General features: G+C 67.7%; 17 protein-coding genes and 1 tRNA gene. 9 read left to right on the forward strand and 9 right to left on the reverse strand.

The features are described 5' to 3' along the window. Positions 1 to 49: 49 nt before the first annotated feature. The 3 genes from plsY to AC1RVY_RS18395 form a co-directional block, all read right to left on the reverse strand. Positions 50 to 712, reverse strand: coding sequence for a glycerol-3-phosphate 1-O-acyltransferase PlsY (gene plsY, locus AC1RVY_RS18385; protein ID WP_218297521.1), 663 nt, complete (start codon positions 710 to 712; stop codon positions 50 to 52). A gap of 78 nt (positions 713 to 790) precedes the next feature. Next, positions 791 to 1,282: an aminoacyl-tRNA deacylase gene (locus tag AC1RVY_RS18390; RefSeq protein ID WP_492255221.1), complete on the reverse strand. Its 492-nt coding sequence runs from the start codon at positions 1,280 to 1,282 to the stop codon at positions 791 to 793. Between the two features lie 54 nt (positions 1,283 to 1,336). Next, positions 1,337 to 2,296 (reverse strand): LysR family transcriptional regulator, encoded by a 960-nt coding sequence (locus tag AC1RVY_RS18395; RefSeq protein WP_492807606.1) that lies wholly within the window; start codon positions 2,294 to 2,296, stop codon positions 1,337 to 1,339. Between the two features lie 178 nt (positions 2,297 to 2,474). Between AC1RVY_RS18395 and AC1RVY_RS18400 the strand changes: the two genes are divergently transcribed. Together AC1RVY_RS18400 and AC1RVY_RS18405 are read left to right on the forward strand one after the other, a co-directional pair. Continuing rightward, positions 2,475 to 3,464 carry a Bug family tripartite tricarboxylate transporter substrate binding protein gene (locus AC1RVY_RS18400; RefSeq protein WP_492807608.1) on the forward strand — a complete coding sequence of 330 codons (990 nt, stop codon included), beginning with the start codon at positions 2,475 to 2,477 and terminating at the stop codon, positions 3,462 to 3,464. Between the two features lie 21 nt (positions 3,465 to 3,485). After that, a complete protein-coding gene (locus AC1RVY_RS18405; RefSeq protein WP_492807610.1) occupies positions 3,486 to 4,916 on the forward strand; it encodes a M20 family metallopeptidase in 1,431 nt (476 codons plus the stop codon). 141 nt (positions 4,917 to 5,057) lie between these two features. Here the strand turns inward: AC1RVY_RS18405 and AC1RVY_RS18410 are convergent, their stop codons facing one another. Next, positions 5,058 to 6,119: an aldo/keto reductase gene (locus AC1RVY_RS18410; protein ID WP_218297526.1), complete on the reverse strand. Its 1,062-nt coding sequence runs from the start codon at positions 6,117 to 6,119 to the stop codon at positions 5,058 to 5,060. Between the two features lie 75 nt (positions 6,120 to 6,194). Between AC1RVY_RS18410 and AC1RVY_RS18415 the strand changes: the two genes are divergently transcribed. From AC1RVY_RS18415 to AC1RVY_RS18445, 7 genes are all read left to right on the forward strand, one after another. Then, on the forward strand, positions 6,195 to 6,335 hold the full coding sequence (locus tag AC1RVY_RS18415; protein ID WP_492807612.1) for a hypothetical protein: 141 nt from the start codon (positions 6,195 to 6,197) through the stop codon (positions 6,333 to 6,335). 124 nt (positions 6,336 to 6,459) lie between these two features. Further along, positions 6,460 to 7,368 carry an alpha/beta fold hydrolase gene (locus AC1RVY_RS18420; RefSeq protein WP_492807614.1) on the forward strand — a complete coding sequence of 303 codons (909 nt, stop codon included), beginning with the start codon at positions 6,460 to 6,462 and terminating at the stop codon, positions 7,366 to 7,368. Positions 7,369 to 7,569: 201 nt separating this feature from the next. Next, positions 7,570 to 8,674 (forward strand): peptide chain release factor 2 gene (gene prfB / locus AC1RVY_RS18425; RefSeq protein WP_218297528.1). Its coding sequence is split into 2 segments (ribosomal slippage): positions 7,570 to 7,650 and positions 7,652 to 8,674, totalling 1,104 coding nucleotides; the frame shifts between segments, so codons are not numbered across the junction. Continuing rightward, complete coding sequence (locus tag AC1RVY_RS18430; RefSeq protein ID WP_218297529.1) at positions 8,674 to 9,348, forward strand: HAD family hydrolase; 675 nt, start codon at positions 8,674 to 8,676, stop codon at positions 9,346 to 9,348. The genes prfB and AC1RVY_RS18430 overlap by 1 nt, the downstream gene beginning before the upstream one ends. After that, on the forward strand, positions 9,332 to 12,073 hold the full coding sequence (pepN, locus tag AC1RVY_RS18435; RefSeq protein ID WP_492807617.1) for an aminopeptidase N: 2,742 nt from the start codon (positions 9,332 to 9,334) through the stop codon (positions 12,071 to 12,073). Before AC1RVY_RS18430 ends, pepN begins: the two co-directional genes overlap by 17 nt. A gap of 23 nt (positions 12,074 to 12,096) precedes the next feature. After that, positions 12,097 to 13,104 (forward strand): class 1 fructose-bisphosphatase, encoded by a 1,008-nt coding sequence (locus tag AC1RVY_RS18440; RefSeq protein ID WP_218297531.1) that lies wholly within the window; start codon positions 12,097 to 12,099, stop codon positions 13,102 to 13,104. Positions 13,105 to 13,116: 12 nt separating this feature from the next. Beyond that, positions 13,117 to 13,192: transfer RNA gene (locus tag AC1RVY_RS18445), tRNA-Thr, on the forward strand. A 102-nt stretch (positions 13,193 to 13,294) separates the two neighbouring features. Here AC1RVY_RS18445 and AC1RVY_RS18450 read toward each other — a convergent pair. The 5 genes from AC1RVY_RS18450 to nirB all read right to left on the reverse strand — a co-directional run bounded on the left by AC1RVY_RS18450 (position 13,295) and on the right by nirB (position 20,969). After that, a complete protein-coding gene (locus AC1RVY_RS18450) occupies positions 13,295 to 15,049 on the reverse strand; it encodes a bifunctional protein-serine/threonine kinase/phosphatase (RefSeq protein WP_492807619.1) in 1,755 nt (584 codons plus the stop codon). Positions 15,050 to 15,193: 144 nt separating this feature from the next. Then, positions 15,194 to 16,006, reverse strand: coding sequence for a formate/nitrite transporter family protein (locus AC1RVY_RS18455; RefSeq protein ID WP_218297533.1), 813 nt, complete (start codon positions 16,004 to 16,006; stop codon positions 15,194 to 15,196). Between the two features lie 389 nt (positions 16,007 to 16,395). After that, the gene (locus AC1RVY_RS18460) at positions 16,396 to 17,706 is read right to left on the reverse strand and encodes a nitrate- and nitrite sensing domain-containing protein (RefSeq protein WP_492807621.1); all 1,311 of its coding nucleotides are present in this window, start codon (positions 17,704 to 17,706) and stop codon (positions 16,396 to 16,398) included. 165 nt (positions 17,707 to 17,871) lie between these two features. Continuing rightward, positions 17,872 to 18,228, reverse strand: a complete 357-nt coding sequence (gene nirD, locus AC1RVY_RS18465) for a nitrite reductase small subunit NirD (protein ID WP_369642344.1) — start codon at positions 18,226 to 18,228, stop codon at positions 17,872 to 17,874. Positions 18,229 to 18,434: 206 nt separating this feature from the next. Beyond that, positions 18,435 to 20,969, reverse strand: coding sequence for a nitrite reductase large subunit NirB (nirB, locus tag AC1RVY_RS18470; RefSeq protein ID WP_492807624.1), 2,535 nt, complete (start codon positions 20,967 to 20,969; stop codon positions 18,435 to 18,437). Positions 20,970 to 21,008: the final 39 nt, after the last annotated feature.

The raw sequence follows: 21,008 nt of genomic DNA on the forward strand, positions 1-21,008 counted from the left end.
GCGGCTCCCGGCCGCCTTGGTGCCCGGCAGCGGCCAGCGCCGCCCGGCCTCAGCGCTTGCCGGGTGCCGCCTCGGCCCCCGGCTTGGCCTTCTTGCTGCCCAGGCGCGACTCCTTGCCTTCGATGAGCCGCTGGATGTTCTCCTTGTGGCGCCATGCCAGCAGCACGCCCATCACGACGATGGACGCGGCAATCGTGCCTTCGGCGTACCACACCACGCCATCCACCAGCAGGTAGTACACCGGAGCGAATGCCGCGGCCACCAGCGAGGCAAGCGACGAATACCGGAAGAAGAAGGCGATGATGAGCCAGGTGACGGCCGTGGCCAGCCCCAGCCAGACGCTGATGCCCAGCAGCACGCCCAGCGCCGTGGCCACGCCCTTGCCGCCCTGGAAGCGGAAGAAAACCGGCCACAGGTGGCCCAGGAAGGCGGCCAGACCCACCATGGCCACGGTGCCGTCCTCCAGCCCGTAGGGGCGGCCGAACCACATCACCAGCGCCACGGGCAGCCAGCCCTTCAGGGCGTCGAGCAGCAGCGTCACGATGGCCGCGGCCTTGCTGCCCGACCGCAACACATTGGTCGCCCCCGGATTCTTGCTGCCATAGGTGCGCGGGTCGCTCAGTCCCATCACGCGCGTCACGATGACGGCGAAAGAGAGCGAGCCCAGCAGGTAGGCGGCCACGGCGGCAAGAACGGGATAGACGGCGGTCAAAGCAACTCCTCGGTAATCGGATGGTTCAGCCCTTGGAGGCTGTTCAATGGCTATTCATGGGCTGTTTTTCCCGGCGGCCTATTCTGCCAGCGCGCAATGCACGGGCTTCGCCCCCAGCAGCCGCACACACACCTGCGGGTCCAGCTGCACCAGAAAGCCCCTGCGCCCGCCGTTGATGGCGATGCGGGGCAAGGCGAGGATGGTCTCCTCGATGTACACCGGCATGGCGCGCCGTGTGCCGAACGGCGAAGTGCCACCCACCAGGTAGCCACTGTGGCGGTTGGCCACCTCGGGGGCACAGGGCTCCACCGACTTGGCGCCGATCTGGCGTGCGAGGTTCTTGGTGGAGACCTTGCGGTTGCCATGCATCAGCACCAGCAGCGGCTTGGCATCCTGGTCCTGCATGACCAGCGTCTTGACCACGGTGAAGGGGTCGAGCCCCAGCACCTCGGCGCTGTGCAATGCGCCTCCGTGCTCCAGGTAGTCATAGGGGTGTTCGGTGAAAGCCACCTTGTTGGCCTTGAGCAACTGGGTGGCTTGGGTCTCGGAAACGTGTTCTTTCTTGGCCATGGTGCGGTGTGCGTAGGAAGCGAATGGTATCCAGTTGTGAACGCCCCTCGGCGGTCAGGGTGCGGCGGGCCGCATGGCCACCGCGGTCCTGCGCCGCCCCACCTTGCGCTTGCCGTACTGCTCGATGGCCGCCACCAGCGCCTGCGTGAACTGCAGCACCAGGGCCGACGGGACCCGCCCCTCGGCCGCCAGCACCTGCAGGCGCCGCTGCTGCAGCTGTGTTTCATCGAACGGCCTGGCCGCCAGCAGCCCGGCCTCCACCCAGCGCGCAGCCGTCAGATAGCTGGCCAGGGCCACGTCCTGGCCGCTGAGCAGCGGCAGCAGCGCCGAGGAAAAATTGCTCTCCACGGCAGGCACGTAGCGCAGGCCCTGCACCGCGCAGCTCAGGTCAAACAGCTGCCGCCCGGTGATGCTGCTGGCCCCCAGCAGCAGCGGGTAGCGCACCACATCGGCCACCGACACGCTGCGCTGGCGCGCGAGCGGGTGCTGCGCCGGCATGATGGCGTAGATCGGTGCAATGGCCGAGTGCAGCAGCTGCAGCCCCTTCTCGGGAGCGACGCTGTATTTCAGCGCCAGGTCGACCTCGCCGCGCAGCGCCAGGGCCGACACCTCGTGCGGCACGGCCACCTGCAACTGCAGCTGCACCCGCGGGTGCGCCTGCCGGAAGGCCGACATCACCAGGGGCATGAAGGTGGCGGCGAAGCCCTCGGTGCAGGCCACGCGCACGCGCACCGCGCCTTGGGCCGACAGCCCCCGCAACTGCGCCATGAGCTCCACGGACTGCACGTCATGGGCGTTGGCATGCGCCAGCAGGCGGGTGCCCGCCTCGGTCAAGGCCATGCCGCGCGCCTGGCGCTCGAACAGCACCACCCCCAGGCTGTCCTCCAGCTTGCCAAGCTGGCGGCTCACGGCGGACGCGGCCACATGCAGACGCTGCGCCGCCTGGTTGACGGAGCCGGTGCGCGCCACTTCCAGAAAGTAGCGCAGGGGCAGGCTGAGCAGTGAAACGGGCATGGTGGGGCAATGAACAAAAAGAGAATGGTCAATTGCCAAATCTCTATCCATGGCAATGGTAAACCGGCGCCCATCTTGCATGGTTTAAGGCTCCAATTCACCCATGGCCGTGTGCCACAGCGGTGCCGCCTTCAAGGTGGCACCGCCTGCGCCACGGGCCCCACCTTCCGGAGTCCGCATGAAACGCCTTGTTCAAGCCTCTTTGCTGTCCGCCGCCCTGTCCTGCGCCGCCAGCCTCTCCCATGCCCAGGCGGCGGCGCCCGCCGATGCGTGGCCCCAGCGCCCGGTGCGCATGGTCGTGCCCTTTCCGCCCGGCGGCGGCACGGATGCCGTGGCCCGCGCACTGGGCCAGAAGCTGTCGGTGCGCCTGGGCAAGCCCGTGGTCATCGACAACAAGCCAGGGGCCTCCACCATCATCGGGACCGAGGCCGTGGTGCGGGCAGACCCCGACGGCTACACGCTGCTGGTGTCTGGCTCCACCAGCTACACGGTGAACCCGGCCCTGCGCAGCAAGCTGCCCTACGACCCCGCCAGGGATCTGGTGCCCGTGGCCACCGTGGCCCGCGCGCCCCTGGTGCTGGTGGTCAGCGCCACCGCGCCCTACAAGGACCTGAACGCGCTGATCGCCGCAGCCAAGGCCGCGCCCAAGGGCATTCACTACGCCACGTTCGGTTCCGGCTCGGGCCCGCACCTGGCGGGGGCGCTGCTGGAGCAGGCCGCGGGCATCAAGCTGCAGGACGTGCCCTACCGGGGCAGCAGCCAGTCGCTGATGGCCCTCATCGGCGGGGAAATCCAGCTCGGCATCGACACCGTGGCCGCCGCCGCGCCGCAGGTGAAGGCCGGCAAGCTGCGCGCGCTGGCGATTGCGGGCAAATCGCGCTCGAGCATGCTGCCCGGCGTGCCCACGGTGGAAGAACTGAAGCTGCCCGATGCGGTGTTCGACGCCTGGTATGCCATTGCCGCACCCGCCAGGACACCGGCGGCCATCATCAGGAAGCTGGTGGCTGACGTGGAGGCCGTGACCCGCGACAGCGGCATGCAGGAGCAGATGCGCGCCCAGGGCATGGAACCCGTGCACCTGGGGCCCGCGGCCACGCGCGCCGTGATCGACGACGAGATCGGCCGCTACCGTGCGCTGGCCCACCGCGCGCAGATCGCGGTGGAGTGAAGCTGACACAAGGAGAACACGATGAACCGAGAGCAACTGATCCAGAACGTCCAGCGCTACTTCGACGACGGCCGCTTTGCCGGCGACCTGCGCCGCCGCGTGGCCTGGCGCACCGAGAGCGACACCGGCAAGGTGCCACCTGAACTGCGCACCTACCTCACCGACGAAATGGTGCCGTGGCTTGCGCCCCTGGGCTTCGAATGCCAAGTGCTGGACAACCCCTCGCCCCAGGGTGGGCCCTTCCTCATCGCCCGGCGCGTGGAAGACCCGGCCCTGCCGACCGTGCTGACCTACGGGCACGGCGACGTGGTCAATGGCCAAGAGAGCAACTGGCGCGAAGGCCTCTCGCCCTGGGAACTGACCATCGAGGGCGAGCGCTGGTATGGCCGTGGCACCGCCGACAACAAGGGCCAGCACACGGTGAGCCTGGCGGCCCTGGCCCACGCCATCGAGGCGCGCGGCGGCCGGCTGGGCTACAACGTGACCTTGATCATGGAGATGGGCGAAGAGGCCGGCTCGCCCGGCCTGGGCGCGTTCTGCGAGCAGCACAGCGACGCGCTGAAGGCCGACCTGTTCGTCGCCAGCGACGGCCCGCGCGTGAATGCGGGCCACCCCACCCTCTTCCTGGGCTCGCGCGGCGCGATCAACTTCTCGCTCACCGTGCGCAGCCGCGACAAGGCCTATCACTCGGGCAACTGGGGTGGCGTGCTGGCCAATCCGGCCACCGTGCTCACGCACACGCTGGCCACGCTCGTCGATGCCAAAGGCCGCATCCTCGTCAAGGGCCTGCTGCCGCCAGCGGTGCCCGGCAAGCTGCGCACCGCCCTCAAGGATGTGGTGATCGGCGCAGGCGCCGACGACCCCGCGCTCACGCCCGGCTGGGGCGAGCCGGGCCTCACGCCGGCCGAGCAGTTGGTGGGCTGGAACACGCTCGAAGTGCTGGCCCTGGGCGCGGGCTCTCCCCAGCGCCCGGTCAATGCCATTCCGTCCGGTGCGGTGGCGCACTGCCAGCTGCGCTTCGTGGTGGGCACCGACTGGCGCAACGTCGAGCGCACGCTGCGCGAACACCTGGACGCCCGAGGCTTCACCGACGTGGCCATCGGCATGGGCATGGTGTGCGGCGCCACGCGGCTGGACCTGCACAACCCCTGGGTGGACTGGACGCTGGCATCGCTGCAGGCCAGCGCGGGCCAGCGCGCCACGCTGCTGCCCAACCTGGCGGGCTCGCTGCCCAACGACATCTTCGCCGACCAGCTGGGCCTGCCCACGTTGTGGGTGCCGCATTCGTACCCGGCCTGTGCCCAGCACGCGCCCAACGAGCATCTGCTGGCCTCGGTGGCGCGCGAAGGGCTGGCGGTGATGGCGGGCTTGTTCTGGGACCTGGGCGAGGCCCAAGGCGTGCCGTGGAAAGCCGGCGCGCTGAGCACACCAGAAGCCCCGGCGGCGGCGTGAGCTACTGGCCGCGACCCATTGCGCGTGGCCTGAAAAACTGGCGCGGCCCCAGGCGAGAGACACCAGGCAAGGGCCGCCCCGCAGCGAGGGTGTCGTCCCCCTTCAAGGGGGAAGGCGCCGCAGGCGACTCAGGGGGAGCCCTTACAGTGCCGGGTCGCGCACTTCCCAGCGGATCGCGTCGATCGCCTGCAGCACCTCGGGCGGCAGCTGGGTGCCCCAGGCGTTCAGGTCTTCGTCGAGCTGCGCCACCGACGTGACGCCGATGATCGTGCTGGCCACCTGCCACTTGGTGTAGCAGAACGCCAGCGCCATCTGGGTGGGCGTGAGGCCGTTGTCGCGGGCCAGCTGGTTGTAGCGGCGCGCGGCGGCCAGCGCCTCGGGGCGGCCCCAGCGCTGCTTGCGCACGGATTCATACGTGGCGATGCGCGCACCCTGCGGGGCACCCGGGCCGGTGAGGCCGCTGCCGTCGTACTTGCCCGTCAGCAGGCCAAAGCCCAGGGGCGAATACGCCAGCAGCCCGACATTCAAGCGATGGCAGGTTTCATCCAGGCCGTTTTCCCAGGTCCGGTTGATCAGGCAATACGGGTTCTGCACCGTGGCCACGCGCGGCAGGCCGTGCTGCTCGGCCAGGCGCACGAACTCGTGCACGCCATAGGGTGTTTCGTTCGACAGGCCGATGTGGCGCACCTTGCCAGCCTTGACCAGGCCCGCCAGCGCGTCGAGCTGCTCGCGGATGGGGTTCTGCGACGTTTCCTTGGCCGGGTCGTAGTACAGGTTGCCGAAGGCAGGCACGTGGCGCTCGGGCCAGTGGATCTGATAGAGATCGATCACGTCGGTCTGCAGGCGGCGCAGGCTGCCCTCGCACGACGCCACGATGTCGGCGGCGGCCATGCCCTTGCCTTCGCGCACCCAGGGCATCCCGCGCGAAGGGCCCGCCACCTTGGTGGCCACCACCAGCTTCTGGCGCGCGCCGGGGTTCCGGGCAAACCAGTTGCCGATGATGGTTTCGGTGGCGCCAAAGGTCTCGGCCCTGGCGGGCACCGAGTACATCTCGGCCGTGTCGATGAAGTTCACGCCACGGTCGAGCGAGCGCGCCAGGATGGCGTGCGAATCGGCTTCACCCACCTGCTCGCCAAAGGTCATGGTGCCCAGACAGATGGGAGTGACCTGCAGATCGCTGGTGCCGAGTTGGATTTTTTGCATGGGAAGAAGGAGTACGGGCAAACGAAGGACTGCGCAGAATAATGGATTTCGCCGTGCTCTGCAGGCCGCCTCGCCATGCCCGAAGGCCCCTGCCCCGCCATCCCGCGCGAGCTGGCTGCCGCCCTTGCCGGCGGGGCGATCGAGGGCTCCGACCACAACACGTCCATCGGCAAGGACCGTCCAGCTCCACCCGCAAGTCCACCGCATCGCCGCTGAGCCACCAGCCGCGCAGGCGACACCGAGGGCGGCAGGCATCCGGCCGCCCCATTACCATCCGGGGGCACCCGCAGGCCCTGGGCTTTGCGGGACTTTCCTGCCGCCCCACTTCGCGCCGCCGCCCATGTACACCCCGCTCAAGCCCTCCCGCAGCAGCACGCTGCCCCTGCGCCACCTGAACTACCACGTCCGCCACTGGGGGCCCGAGCAAAGCCCGCTGCCCACGCTGGTGCTGCTGCACGGCTGGATGGACGTGAGCGCGTCCTACCAGTTCACGGTGGACGCGCTGCGGCAGGAGCGCCGCATCATCGCGCCCGACTGGCGCGGCTTCGGCCTGACCTCCGCCGCCCAGGCCGACCACTACTTCTTTGCCGACTACCTGGCCGACCTGGACCTGCTGCTGGACCACTGCGCACCCGGCGAAGCCATCGACCTCGTGGGCCACAGCATGGGCGGCAACATCGCCATGATGTACGCGGGCGTGCGGCCCGAGCGCATCCGCCGCCTCGTCAACCTGGAGGGCTTCGGCATGCCCGCCTCGCGGCCCGAGCAGGCGCCCAGGCGCTATGCGCAGTGGATCGACGAGCTCAAGCAGCTGCGCAGCGGCGAGCTGGCCCTCAAGACCTACGACAGCCAGGACGGCGTGGCCCGCCGCCTCATGAAGACCAACCCGCGCCTGTCCGAAGACAAGGCCCGGTGGCTGGCCGGCCACTGGGCCCGGCCCAACGCGCAGGGCCAGTGGGAAATCCTGGGCGACCCGGCCCACAAGATCACCAGCGCGCAGCTCTACCGGCTGGACGAGGCGCTCGCGCTGTACGGCCGCATCTCCGCGCCCGTGCTGGCCGTGGAGGCCAGCGACGACAGCCTGGGCCAGTGGTGGAAAGGCAAGTACAGCCTGGAGGAATACCACCAGCGCCTGACCCATGTGCGCGACGTGCGCACCGCCGTCGTGCAGGACGCCGGGCACATGCTGCACCACGACCAGCCCGGGCAGGTGGCACAGCTCATCGAGCAGTTTCTCGCCCCCTCCTGAGCAGCCTTCAAGCAAAAATGGCCTCCAGCGCTTATCCATCAAGCGCTGGCAGCTATCATTTTTGAAAGACCCGGCATCCGATGGCGCCACCACGGGCCAAGGCGGCCCGGGCGGGCGGCCCGCCTGGGGGCTTTGCCGGGGCGCGGTGCCGTCCCATGAGAAAATCGCTGGTTATTCCACAGAACACACAGGACAAGAATCATGGACGCAGAACGCATCAACCTCATCGGCACCACCCTCGGCGACCTGGCCCTGCGCACGCAAGAGTTACGGAGGTATCTTTGACTTCGATGCCAAATTCGAACGCCTGCGCACGGTAAACGCGTCGCTGGAAGACCCTTCGGTCTGGAATGATCCCAAAAAGGCCCAGGAGCTGGGCAAGGAACAGAAGTCGCTGAACTCCGTCGTGCTCACGCTCGACAAGCTCACGCGCGAGCTGGCAGACAACACCGAGCTCTATGAAATGAGCAAGGAAGAAGGCGACGAACCCGGCCTCCTGACCATCGAGGCCGAGACGGCCAAGCTGCGCCCGCTCATCGAAGAGCTGGAGTTCCGCCGCATGTTCAGCAACGAGGCCGACCCGCTCAACTGCTTTGTGGACATCCAGGCCGGCGCCGGCGGCACCGAGGCCTGCGACTGGGCCAGCATGCTGCTGCGCCAGTACCTCAAGTACGCCGAGCGCAAGGGCTTCAAGACCACCGTCGAGGAAGAAACCCCGGGCGACGTGGCGGGCATCAAGAGCGCCACGATCAAGGTCGAGGGCGAATACGCCTACGGCCTGCTGCGCACCGAAACCGGCGTGCACCGACTGGTGCGCAAGAGCCCGTTCGACTCGTCGGGCGGCCGCCACACCAGCTTCGCCAGCCTGTTCGTCTACCCCGAGATCGATGACTCGATCCAGATCGACATCAATCCGGCCGACGTGCGCACCGACACCTACCGCGCCTCCGGCGCGGGTGGGCAGCACATCAACAAGACCGACTCGGCCGTGCGCCTCACGCACATCCCCACCGGGATCGTGGTGCAGTGCCAGGACGGCCGCAGCCAGCACGGCAACCGCGACATCGCGTGGCAGCGACTGCGCTCGCGCCTGTACGACCACGAGATGCGCAAGCGCCAGGAAGAACAGCAAAAGCTCGAGGACACCAAGACCGACGTGGGCTGGGGCCACCAGATCCGCAGCTACGTGCTGGACAACAGCCGCATCAAGGACCTGCGCACCAACGTCGAGATCTCGGCCACGCAGAAGGTGCTGGACGGCGATCTGGACGCGTTCATCGAAGCCAGCCTGAAGCAGGGCGTGTGATGCACGCCGAGGCCATCATCTTCGACATGGACGGCACCATGATCGACTCCATGCCCTGGCACGCCAAGGCCTGGGTCGAATTCACCCGGCGCCGCGGCATGGACATCGACGTGCCCGATCTCATGGCGCGCACCACGGGCCGCAACGGCACCGAGTGCATCCGCGAGCTGCTGGGCCGCGATGTGCCGCAGGATGAGGCCGACGCGCTCACCCGCGAGAAGGAAGACATCTACCGCGAGCTGTTCGGGCCCCGCTTCACCGAAGTGGCGGGCTTTCGCCGCTTTGCCGCACAGCTCGGCGAACGCGGCCTGAAAGTGGCCGTGGGCACCGCCGGCGATATCCACAACGTGCAGTTCGCGATGACACGCCTGGGCCTGGAGCCCGCGCCCCTGGCCATCGTGCGCGGCGACGAAGGCCTGCCCGGCAAACCCCAGCCCGCGATCTTCCTGGAGGCGGCGCGCCGCATCGGCGCCAGCCCCGCACACTGCATCGTCTTCGAGGATGCGCCTTTCGGCATCGAAGCCGCGCGCCGCGCGGGCATGCGCGCCGTGGCGATCTGCAGCACGCACAGCGCGCAGGAACTGGCCGGGCCCCACGTGCTGGCCGCCGTGCGCGACTACACCGAACTCATGAACACCGACTTTCTGGAGAGCCTCCATGTTGCAACTGCATAAAGCCGACGGAAGCGGAGAAGGCGCCGGCCCGGCCGTCGCCATCCGCCGCGAGGACTACACCGCGCCTGCCTACTGGATCGACAGCGTCGAGCTCACGTTCGACCTGGACCCCGCCAAGACCCGCGTGCTCAACCGCATGCTGCTGCGCCGCAACCCCGAGGTGGCCGAGCAGCCGCTCAAGCTCGACGGCGAGGACCTGAACCTGGCGCGCGTGCTGGTCAACGGCCAGGGCACCTCGTTCAAGATGGAGGGCTCGCGCCTGGTGCTGGAGAACCTGCCCACGGGCACGAACGCCTTCGCGCTCGAGATATTCACCACCTGCTGCCCCGCCAAGAACACGCACCTGATGGGCCTGTACGTGAGCCAGGGCACGTTCTTCACGCAGTGCGAGGCCGAGGGCTTTCGCCGCATCACCTACTTCCTGGACCGCCCGGACGTGATGGCCAGCTACACCGTCACCCTGCGCGCCGACAAGGCCCAGTACCCGGTGCTGCTGTCCAACGGCAACCTGGTGGACAGCGGCGACCTGGAGGACGGCCGCCACTTCGCCAAGTGGGTGGACCCGCACAAGAAGCCCTGCTACCTGTTCGCCCTGGTGGCGGGCAAGCTGGTGGCCCGCGAGCAGAAGATCAAGAGCCGTTCGGGCACCGAGCACCTGCTGCAGGTGTACGTGCGCCCCGGCGACCTGGGCAAGACTGAACACGCCATGAATTCGCTGATGTACAGCGTGGCCTGGGACGAGGCCCGCTTCGGCCTGCCGCTGGACCTGGAGCGCTTCATGATCGTCGCCACCAGCGACTTCAACATGGGCGCCATGGAGAACAAGGGCCTGAACATCTTCAACACGAAGTACGTTCTGGCCAGCGAGGCCACGGCCACCGACACCGACTTCGCCAACATCGAAAGCGTGGTGGGCCACGAATACTTCCACAACTGGACCGGCAACCGCGTGACCTGCCGCGACTGGTTCCAGCTGAGCCTGAAGGAAGGCCTGACCGTCTTTCGCGACCAGGAATTCAGCCAGGACCTGGCGGGCAGCCCCTCGGCCCGCGCCGTCAAGCGCATCGAGGACGTGCGCGTGCTGCGCACCGCCCAGTTCCCCGAGGACGCGGGCCCCATGGCCCACCCGGTGCGCCCCGACAGCTACGTCGAGATCAACAACTTCTACACCGTCACCATCTACGAAAAGGGTGCCGAGGTGGTGCGCATGATGCACACCCTGGTGGGCCGCGACGGCTTCGCCAGGGGCATGAAGCTGTACTTCGAGCGCCACGACGGCCAGGCCGTGACCTGCGACGACTTCGCCCAGGCCATCGCCGATGCCAACCCCGCGAGCGACCTTGCACGCCTTCTGCCCCAGTTCAAGCGCTGGTACAGCCAGGCAGGCACGCCGCGCGTTCGGGCCACGGGCCGCTACGACGCCGCCACGCGCTGCTATGCGCTCACGCTGTCGCAAAGCTGCGCCCCCACGCCCGGCCAGCCCGCCAAGGAACCCTTCGTCATCCCCGTGGAGCTGGGCCTGCTCAGCGACAGCGGCGCCCCCCTGCCCCTTCACCTGGCGGGCGAAGGCGCCGCGCAGGCAGCCTCGCGCGTGGTGGTGCTGACCGAAGCCTCGCAGACGCTGACCTTCACGGACCTGGACAGTGAACCCGTGCCCTCGCTGCTGCGCAACTTCAGCGCGCCCGTGGTGCTGGACATCGACTACACCGATGCCCAGCTGCTCACCTTGCTGGCGCACGATGCCGACGCCTTCAACCGCTGGGAAGCGGGCCAGCGCCTGGCACTGCGCATTGCTATCAATGCAATAGCTGACAGCGCACAACAGACAAGCGCTGGGGGCCATTTTGACCACCAGATCCTGCCGGCCGCGTTTGTGGAAGCGATGCGCGCGGTGCTGCGCAACCCCCTGCTGGATGCAGCCTTCAAGGAACTCGTGCTCACCCTGCCGTCCGAGACCTACATCGCCGAGCAGCTCGATGTGGTGGACCCGCAGCGCATCCACGCCGTGCGCGAAGCCATGCGCGAACAGCTGGCCCTGTCGCTGCAGGCGGACTGGGAGTCGGCCTGGGAGCAGAACAAGGACACCGGCGGCTACAGCCCCGATCCTGTCTCTTCGGGCCTCCGCGCGCTCAGCGGGCTGGCGCTGCACATGCTGTGCATCGCCGCCCAGAAGACGGGCGATGTGGTCTGGCCCGGCAAGGCCTACCAGCGCTTCAAGGTGGCCAGCAACATGACGGACCGCTTCAACGCACTGACCGCCCTGGTGGCCAGCGGCAGTGAACTGGCCGCCCCTGCCCTGGCACGCTTCCATGCGCTGTTCAAGGACGAACCCCTGGTCATCGACAAGTGGTTCGCGCTGCAGGCCGGCGCGCCGGACCGTGGCGGCAACGTGCTGCCCGCCGTGCGCCAGCTCATGCAGCACCCTGACTTCAGCCTGAAGAACCCGAACCGCGCGCGCAGCGTGATCTTCAGCTACTGCAGCGCCAACCCCGGCGCCTTCCACCGCGCAGACGCGGCGGGCTACGTGTTCTGGAGCGACCGCGTGATCGAGCTGGACGCCATCAATCCCCAGGTGGCCGCACGCCTGGCCCGGGCCCTGGACCGCTGGAAGAAACTCGCAGACCCCTGGCGCACCTCCGCGCGCGAAGCCATCGCCCGTGTTGCCGCCAGGCCCGCGCTCTCCAACGACGTGCGCGAGGTCGTGACCCGTGCACTCGCCGAATAAACCACGACCAAGAAAGGACTGACATGGCAAAAAGCATCAGCCTGACCCGCTACCTCGTTGAACAGCAACGGGTGGACGGCCTCATCCCCTCGCAACTGCGCCTGCTGCTGGAAGTGGTGGCCCGCGCCTGCAAGAGCATCAGCCACGCCGTGAACAAGGGCGCGCTGGGCGGCGTGCTGGGCACGGCCAGCAGCGAAAACGTGCAGGGCGAGATCCAGAAGAAGCTCGACATCATCGCCAACGAGGTGCTGATCGAGGCCAACGAATGGGGCGGCCACCTCGCGGCCATGGCCTCGGAGGAAATGGACGGCATCTACCTGGTGCCCAACCGCTATCCGCAAGGCGAATACCTGCTGCTGTTCGACCCCCTGGACGGCTCCAGCAACATCGACGTGAACGTGAGCATCGGGACCATCTTCAGCGTGCTGAAAAAGCCCGATGGCGACCGTGGCGTGGAGGAAGGCGACTTCCTGCAGCCCGGCACCCAGCAAGTGGCTGCGGGGTATTGCATCTATGGCCCGCAGACCACGCTGGTGCTCACCGTGGGCGACGGCGTCGCCATGTTCACGCTCGACCGCGAACAGGGCTCGTTCGTGCTCACCGAGGAGAACGTGCGCATTCCCGAGGACACCAAGGAATTCGCCATCAACATGAGCAACATGCGGCACTGGGACACGCCCGTGAAGCGCTACATCGACGAGTGCCTGCAGGGCAAGGACGGCCCGCGCGGCAAGGACTTCAACATGCGCTGGATCGCCAGCATGGTGGCGGATGTGCACCGCATCCTCACCCGCGGGGGCGTCTTCATGTACCCCTGGGACAAGCGCGAACCCAACAAACCCGGCAAGCTGCGCCTGATGTACGAGGCCAACCCCATGGGCTGGCTGGTGGAGCAGGCCGGCGGCGCCGCCACCAACGGCAAGCAGCGCATCCTGGACATCCAGCCCACCCAGCTGCACGAGCGCGTCAGCGTGATCCTGGGATCAAAAAATGAGGTGGAGCGCGTGACAGCCTACCATTCCACGCTATAATCTGAGGCTTACGCCGGTGTAGCTCAGTCGGTAGAGCAGCTCATTCGTAATGAGAAGGTCGGGTGTTCGATTCATCTCTCCGGCACCAAGTCAGCAAAGAAAGCCCCGCTATTGGATAAATGGCGGGGCTTTATTTTTTTGCGCATGCCGGGAGGGCCTGCTGCCCGGCAGCATCGCCCTTTCTGGCCGCTCAGCGCCCAAAAACACGCAACCCGGCCAGCAAGAGCACGGCCAGCGCCAGCACCAGCGTGGCGGTCTGCCAGAAAACGACCGGATTGCGCTCCACCAGCGGTGCCGCCCTGCGGCGCCGGAACCGCAGCCCTGGGGACTGCAGGTCGTGGATGAACTCCGACACCGCCTCCTGGCGCCTGGCCGGATCGGGGTGCAAGGCCTTCTGCAGCACGGCATCCAGCCAATCCGGCAGGTCGGCCCGCAAGTGGCGGACCGGCACGTACCGCAGCCGTTTCACATCACCCGCCGAGCGGATGCGCACCACCTGCAGGCCATACGGCAACTGCCCGGACAGCATCTGGTACGTGAGCACCGCCAGCGAGAACAGGTCGGAACGCGCGCTGCCCCCCATGCCCGCAAAATACTCCGGCGCGGTGTACTGCAAGGTGCCGGCAATGGATGAGCCCATGTCCAGGCCGTGCGCTTCCTCGGCCAGGCCAGCGACCAGCGTGGAGCCGAAGTCGATGATCCGGGCGGTTCCCGTGCGGTCAATCATCACGTTCTCCGGCCGCAGGTCCTGGTGCAGCATTTCCTTGCCATGGAAGGCCTGCAGTCCCTTCGCCACTTGCGCCACCAGGCTGCGCACCGCGTCGAGATCCGGGCGGGGATGGTCGATCATCCACTGCGCCAGGGTCTGGCCCTCCACGAATTCCATGGCCACGTAGACATGCTGGCGCGGCCGGTCGCTGGTGTGTGGCCGGAGCACATGGGGACTATGGATACGCCGCGCCACCCACTCTTCCAGCAGGAAGCTGTTGAGATAGCCGGCGTCATCGCGCAACGCCGTCGATGGAGTCTTCAGCACCACCTGCTGCCCCGTCGCGTCGTCCACCGCGAGGTGCACGTGGCTGCGCGCGCTCGCGTGCAGTTCGCGCACCACGGTGTAGCCTTCGAAACGCATCCTGGGCGACAGCGGCGGCGCGAGCGCGAGGCCTTCGCGCAGCGCATGCAGGCGGTGGGCTTCAGGATCGGGCAGCGCATCGATGCGCAGGATCTGCACGGTCATGTCGTCGTCGGCGCCGCGGGCCTGCGCACCCTCCACGATATCTTGCGCGGCCTGATCGAAGTCCCCGGGAAACCGTGCCAGAGCCGCATGCACTGCGGCTGCATCGAAATGCGTGTACGCACCGTCGGTGGCCAGCACGTAGAGGGCCCCCACATCGGCCGGCAGGCAGCAATAGTCGATCTCGACATGGGCACTCGTGCCAAGCGCGCGGCCCAGGAACGATTCGGCCGACGACAGGTGGACACGGTGGTCCTGCGTCAGCTGCTCGAGCGACTGCCCGTGAAGGCGATAGATGCGCGCATCCCCCACATGCAGCACATGGACATCGCGGCCTTTCAGGATCAGCGCGCTGAAGGTGGTCACATAGCCGCGGTCCTTGTCGAAACGCGCGTGGCTGCGCATGGTCTGCGCATGCAGCCACGCATTGGTGGCACTCAGAACGCGCTGGGCCGAGCGGCGCACCGACCAGGCGTCGGAGGTGGCGTAGTAGTCGTCCAGGAAACTGCGCACCGAGGCCGCGCTGGCCTCCTGACTGACCGTGCTGGACCCTATGCCATCGGCCAGGGCGACGACGATCCCCTTGGAGCCGCGCAGCGGCTCGCCGGGCAACATGGCACCATGGAAGTCCTGGTTGACGCCCTTGCGCCCCGCCCGCGAGTGCTGGCCCAGCGTGACGCGCAGCCCGCCCGGATCCGTGCCGTGGCCCATCAGCGGTCCATGGCGCTGCACGCCACCGCCAGCCCATGCAACCGGCGCGGCCCACCCGCCAGCCGCCGCGCGGGGGTCGCCCCGCCGCGCTGGCGGCGTCCCCATGCCCGAAGCGCGCAGCGGCGAGGTCGCTCAGGGAGAAGCTCAGACATGGTGGCGCTTGGGCGCGGTCTTGTAGTGCGTGGAATACAGCGTGGCACCGACGAAGGTCAGGCCTCCGACCAGATTGCCGAGCACCGTGGGAAGCTCGTTCCAGATCAGATAGTCCATCAGCGTGAACTTGCCGCCCAGCATCAGGCCGGTGGGAAACAGGAACATGTTGACGATGGAATGCTCGAAACCCATGTAGAAGAAGATCATGACCGGCATCCACATGCCGATGGCCTTGCCCGAGACCGTGGTGGACATCATCGCGGCGACCACGCCGGTGGAGACCATCCAGTTGCACATCACGGCACGCACGAACAGCGTGAGCATGCCGGCAGCGCCATGGGCGGCATAGCCCACCGTGCGGCCCTCGCCGATGTGGCCGAGCTTCTCGCCGACGGCATTGGGCGCCTCGCTGAAGCCGAAGGTGAAGATGATGGCCATGAAGACCGCCACCGTCAGTGCGCCCGCGAAGTTGCCCACGAACACCAGGCCCCAGTTGCGCAGCACGCCCGCCCAGGTGGCGCCTGGGCGCTTGTCGAACACCGCCAGCGGTGCGAGCGTGAACACGCCCGTCAGCAGATCGAAACCCATCAGGTACAGCATGATGAAGCCCACGGGGAACAGCATGGCGCCGACCAGCGGGTTGCCGGTGTTGACCGTGACGGTCACGGCAAACGCGGCCGCCAGCGCCAGGATGGCGCCGGCCATGTAGGAGCGGATCAGCGTGTCGCGGGTGGACATCAGGAGCTTGGATTCACCGGAGTCGACCATCTTGGTCACGAACTCGGCAGGGGCAAGGTAGGCCATTGAATTTCCTTTGGGACGGGAGACTATTGACAGCGTCCCGGACGGCAGGCCGGCGGAACGCGCAAGGAGGAAAAAAGAAAACGGCGTCCGCTGCGTCTCCTCCAGTCATCTGGAGGAGACGCAAGGGACGCCGTTATCCTTGGATGCGCGATTCCTTTGCCTGCGGAAGACTGCAGACGGTGGGTTGGCAAGCCGCCTTTAGCCGACAACCACTTCTCTCCATGCAAGTTCCATACCCCTGATGGAATGGTGCATCGGAGCGTGGCCCGTCCCTCTCTGGCGCATGCGCGGCGACCATCGCAAGAAATGAGCCTCCACTCGGTGCGGCACCGGCACCACAGTGGGTCACCAGTGCCTGCCCGCCCCGTTGCGGGGCACCGCGACGCTATCTATGAGGACTTGGCGCCTGACAGCGCAGACTGCGCAAAGGCGAGATCGGGCAGGGACAGCGTGGCCTCCGCCACCTCGAGCAGCCGGCGGTTCTGGTCCATCGAGGTCTTCTGCAACACGCGGAAGGCGACTTCCTCGTTCATGCCCAGGCGGGCCATCAGCACCCCCTTGGCGCGCTCGATCACCTTGCGTTCGTTCAGCGTGCGGCGCGCCGCCTCCAGCTCGGCCTCCATGCTGGCCATGCGCGCCGACTGGGCCTGCAGCAGTTCCAGCAGCGAAGCCGATTCGGCCCCGTGCGTGCCGGCCGCCGCCTCCGGCACGGACGTGGGTGCAACCGCGATGTCGAAGAACCGGTCTACCGCGTGCGTGCGCTGCGGCGGGTTGTCGCGCAGGCCGCGCAGCAGGCCCCTGGAGTCCTGCAGGTCCTGCTGCGCTTCGAGGATGCGAGCCTCGCAGTCCTCGCGCAGACGCTGGACCAGTTCGACCTGCAGTTGCCACAGCGCGTTGATGCGCTCCGTGCACACGTCGAACCAGGCGTCGCTCAGGTTGCTGTCCAGGGCGGCGCCGGGGCGCACCACGCACAGCGTGCGCCGCAGCCGCTCCAGCTGGGCCATGCCGGGGGCAAGCTGCTGCTGCTCCCAGCGTCCACGCAGAGCCGGATCGGCAAACTCGGAAAACACGCGCAGGCTGCGCTCCTGCGCGTCGATGAGGTGCAGCACCCGCTGCTGGTGCGCGTCGCTACCCTGGCCAGAGGCATAGAGCAGCGCGCCCATGGCGCGCTCCTGGCCCGCCTCTTCCTGCGCCTGCACCAGGTGCAGCAAAGCCACCAGCTGGCGCGATACGCTGGGCAGCCCCGCCGCATCGGCCACATGGAAGACCAGCTCGATCAGACCCGCGATCAGGTGGCTGAACGCAGCGATCGAGTCGTGTGCGGTCATCGCCTGCTTGTCGATCTGGCTGCGCAGCGCGGGCAGAGAATCAAGCCCCAGGAGGGCCCACGCCATGAGCGACAAGGCCTTGGCCGTCGCGCCCTGTTCGGGTTCCACATGCTGGGCAAATTCCTGGCGCAGTCGCGCCTCCAGTGGCAGCACCTCCTGGATGATCCGGCTGCGCATGTCGGCAAAACGCTGGGCATTGGACGCCAGGTAGGCGCCCGATGCGCCGCGCTCGCGCTGCAGACCTTCTATCAGCTGGCCGATCGTGTCCACCAGAACGGCCCGGCTGGCGAGGTGGCGCACCGCGTCGATCTCCAGCTGGCGCGAGCGCAGCACAAGGGTCGAAACGGTCAGGGACGCGGCCTGGTCGGGCATGCGGGAACTCCAGAAAATCGATACGAGGGAATGCTAACCCCAGAACCTGCCGCGCGCCCGCCAAGCCTCCAGGGGCCTGCGCGGAACGCGATGCAATGCACTTCCGCACAACCCGGCCCGAAGAGTTGCCGGGACACGGCCTCAAGAGACCTCAAGGGCAGGCCCTCAGGCCATTGCAATGCTGATGCGCCCACCCTCGGCGCGCACGCCGTGCGCCCGCACCGAATGCTCGGGCGCCTCCAGGCATTCGCCCGTGCGCAGGTCGAAATGGTTCTTGTACAGCGGCGAGGCGACGACGACGCGCTCGCCCAGGTTGCCGATCAGCCCGCGCGAGAGCACGCTGGCGCCCGACTTCGGGTCCACGTTGTCGATGGCGAAGAACTGGTCGCTGCCGGTGCGGAACACCGCCACATGGCGGTTGGCCACCAGGGCGCAGACGCCGGTGCTGGGCAGGATGTCGTCGACCGCGCAGATGTCGGTCCAGGCAAGGGGGTCGGTACTGTTCATGGGAAGTGCGCTCATGGGAGTTCTCCGTTATTGATTCATTGCGCTACAGGTTGCCCGCAGCGCGCGCAACTGGCGCAGCCGACACCAGTGCCCCACGCAAGGGCCGCCCCGCCGCGAAGGCGGCGTATCCAGCGCATGCGCTGGGGGCGTCCCCCTCCCGGACTCGCACAGCGCGTCGAGAGAAGGGTGAAGGCGCGAAGCGACTCAGGGGCTGCTTCATGTCAGGCGGCCTGGCGGATGGGGATGACCTTGGCGCCGCGCTCCTCCGCGCGGGCCGGGCGGATCTGGCCGCGCTCCTCGACGAAGAGCACGTTCTCGTCGGCCTTGTCGCTGTTCACGAACGAGCGGAAGCGCTTGCGCGTCTCGGGGTCGGTCACGGCGGTCTTCCATTCGCACTGGTAGGTATCGACCACGTTCTGCATCTGCGATTCGAGCTCGGCGCACAGACCCAGGCTGTCCTTTTGCAAGACGTCCTTGAGGTAGTCGAGGCCACCTTCGAGGTTCTCGCGCCAGGTGCTGGTGCGCTGCAGCCGGTCGGCCGTGCGCACGTAGAACATCAGCACCCGGTCGATCATGCGCACCAGGTCTTCCTTGGACAGGTCGGACGCGAACAGCTCGGCATGGCGCGGCTTCATGCCGCCGTTGCCGCAGATGTAGAGGTTCCAGCCCTTTTCGGTGGCGATGACGCCGATGTCCTTGCCCTGCGCCTCGGCGCATTCGCGCGTGCAGCCCGAGACGCCGAACTTGATCTTGTGCGGGGCGCGCAGGCCCTTGTAGCGGTTCTCCAGCTCCACGGCCAGGCCCACGCTGTCGCCCACGCCATAGCGGCACCAGGTCGAGCCCACGCAGCTTTTGACCGTGCGCAGGGACTTGCCGTAGGCATGGCCGGACTCGAACCCGGCGGTGATCAGCTCCTCCCAGATCAGCGGCAACTGCTCCAGCCGCGCACCGAACATGTCCACCCGCGCACCGCCGGTGACCTTGGTGTACAGGCCGTACTTTTTGGCCACCTGGCCCACGGCGATCAGGCCGTCGGGCGTGACCTCGCCACCGGGCATGCGCGGCACCACCGAGTAGGTGCCGTCCTTCTGGATGTTGCCCAGGTAGTAGTCATTGCTGTCCTGCAGGCCGGCCAGCTCCTTCTTGAGCACGAACTCGTTCCAGCACGAGGCGAACACGCTGGCCGCCACCGGCTTGCAGATGTCGCAGCCCATGCCCTTGCCGTGCTGGGCCAGCAGCTCGCCGAAGCTCCTGATGTTGCCCACGCGCACCAGGTGGTAGATCTCCTGGCGCGAGTAGGCGAAGTGCTCGCAGATGTGGTTGTTCACGGCCATGCCACGGCGCGCCATCTCGGCCTTCATGACCTGGGTGACCAGGGGCACGCAGCCGCCGCAGGTGGCGCCGGCCTTGGTGCAGGCCTTCATCTCGGCGATGGTGCAGGCGCCATTGCCCACGGCTTCGCAGATGCCGGCCTTGGTGACGTTGTTGCACGAGCAGATCTGTGCCGTGTCGGGCAGGGTATCCACGCCCAGGCCGGGTTTGGCCTTGCCATCGCTGGACGGGAAGATCAGGAACTCGGGGTCCTCGGGCAGCGTGATGCCGTTCAGGGCCATCTGCAGCAGCGTGCCGTATTCGGTGGCATCGCCAATCAGCACGGCGCCCAACAGTTGCTTGCCGTCTTCGCTGATGACGATCTTCTTGTAGACCTGGCGGCGCTCGTCCACATACTGGCAGGTGCGGCTGTGGGGCGTTTTCGCATGGGCGTCGCCGATGCTGGCCACGTCCACGCCCATGAGCTTGAGCTTGGTGCTCATGTCGGCGCCGACGAAGGCGGCGTCGGTCTCGCCTGCGATGTGGCGGGCGGCCACACGGGCCATGTCGTAGCCGGGTGCCACCAGGCCGAAGGTCTGCTCGTTCCACGACGCGCATTCGCCGATGGCGTAGACGTCGTGGTCGCTGGTACGGCAGGCGCTGTCGATGGCCACGCCACCGCGCGGGCCGACGGCCAGCAGGCTCTGGCGCGCCAGCTCGTCGCGCGGGCGGATGCCGGCGGAGAAGACGATCATGTCCGTCTCCAGCCAGGTCCCGTCGGCAAACACCATCCGGTGGCGCGCACGGGCGCCATTGGTGATCTCCTGAGTGTTGCGGCCGGTGTGCACCTGCACGCCCAGCTCCTCGATCTTGGCGCGCAGCACGCGGCCACCGCCCTTGTCCACCTGCACGGCCATCAGCCGGGGGGCGAACTCGACCACATGGGTTTCGAGGCCCATGTCGCGCAGCGCCTTGGCGCATTCCAGACCCAGCAGGCCGCCGCCCACGACCACGCCGGTCTTGGACTTGGCGCCCGAGGCCTGCATGGCCTCCAGGTCCTCGATGGTGCGGTAGACGAAGCAGTGGTCACGGTCGCGCCCCGGCACCTGGGGCACGAAGGGGTTGGAGCCGGTGGCCAGCACCAGCTTGTCGTAGTGCAGCACCTCGCCGTCGACCGTGGTCACGGTGCGAATGCGGCGGTCCACCGATGCGGCCCGCGCCGCCAGGCGCAGGGTGAAGCCGGTGCGCTCGAAGAAGCCGGGCTCGACCAGGGAGAGTTGCTCGGCCGTGGTGCCGCTGAAGAAGGCGGAGAGGTGCACCCGGTCGTAGGCGGGGCGTGGCTCCTCGCACAGCACTGTGACCTCGACGCCGGTCATGCCGGTCTCGGCCAGGCTTTCGAGGAACTTGTGGCCGACCATGCCGTGGCCAATGAGAACGATTTTCATGCTAGTGATCCTGCAATGGACCGGGCCGCCCGGAGGGCA

The organism is Acidovorax sp. GW821-FHT11A03 (genome assembly GCF_058809075.1).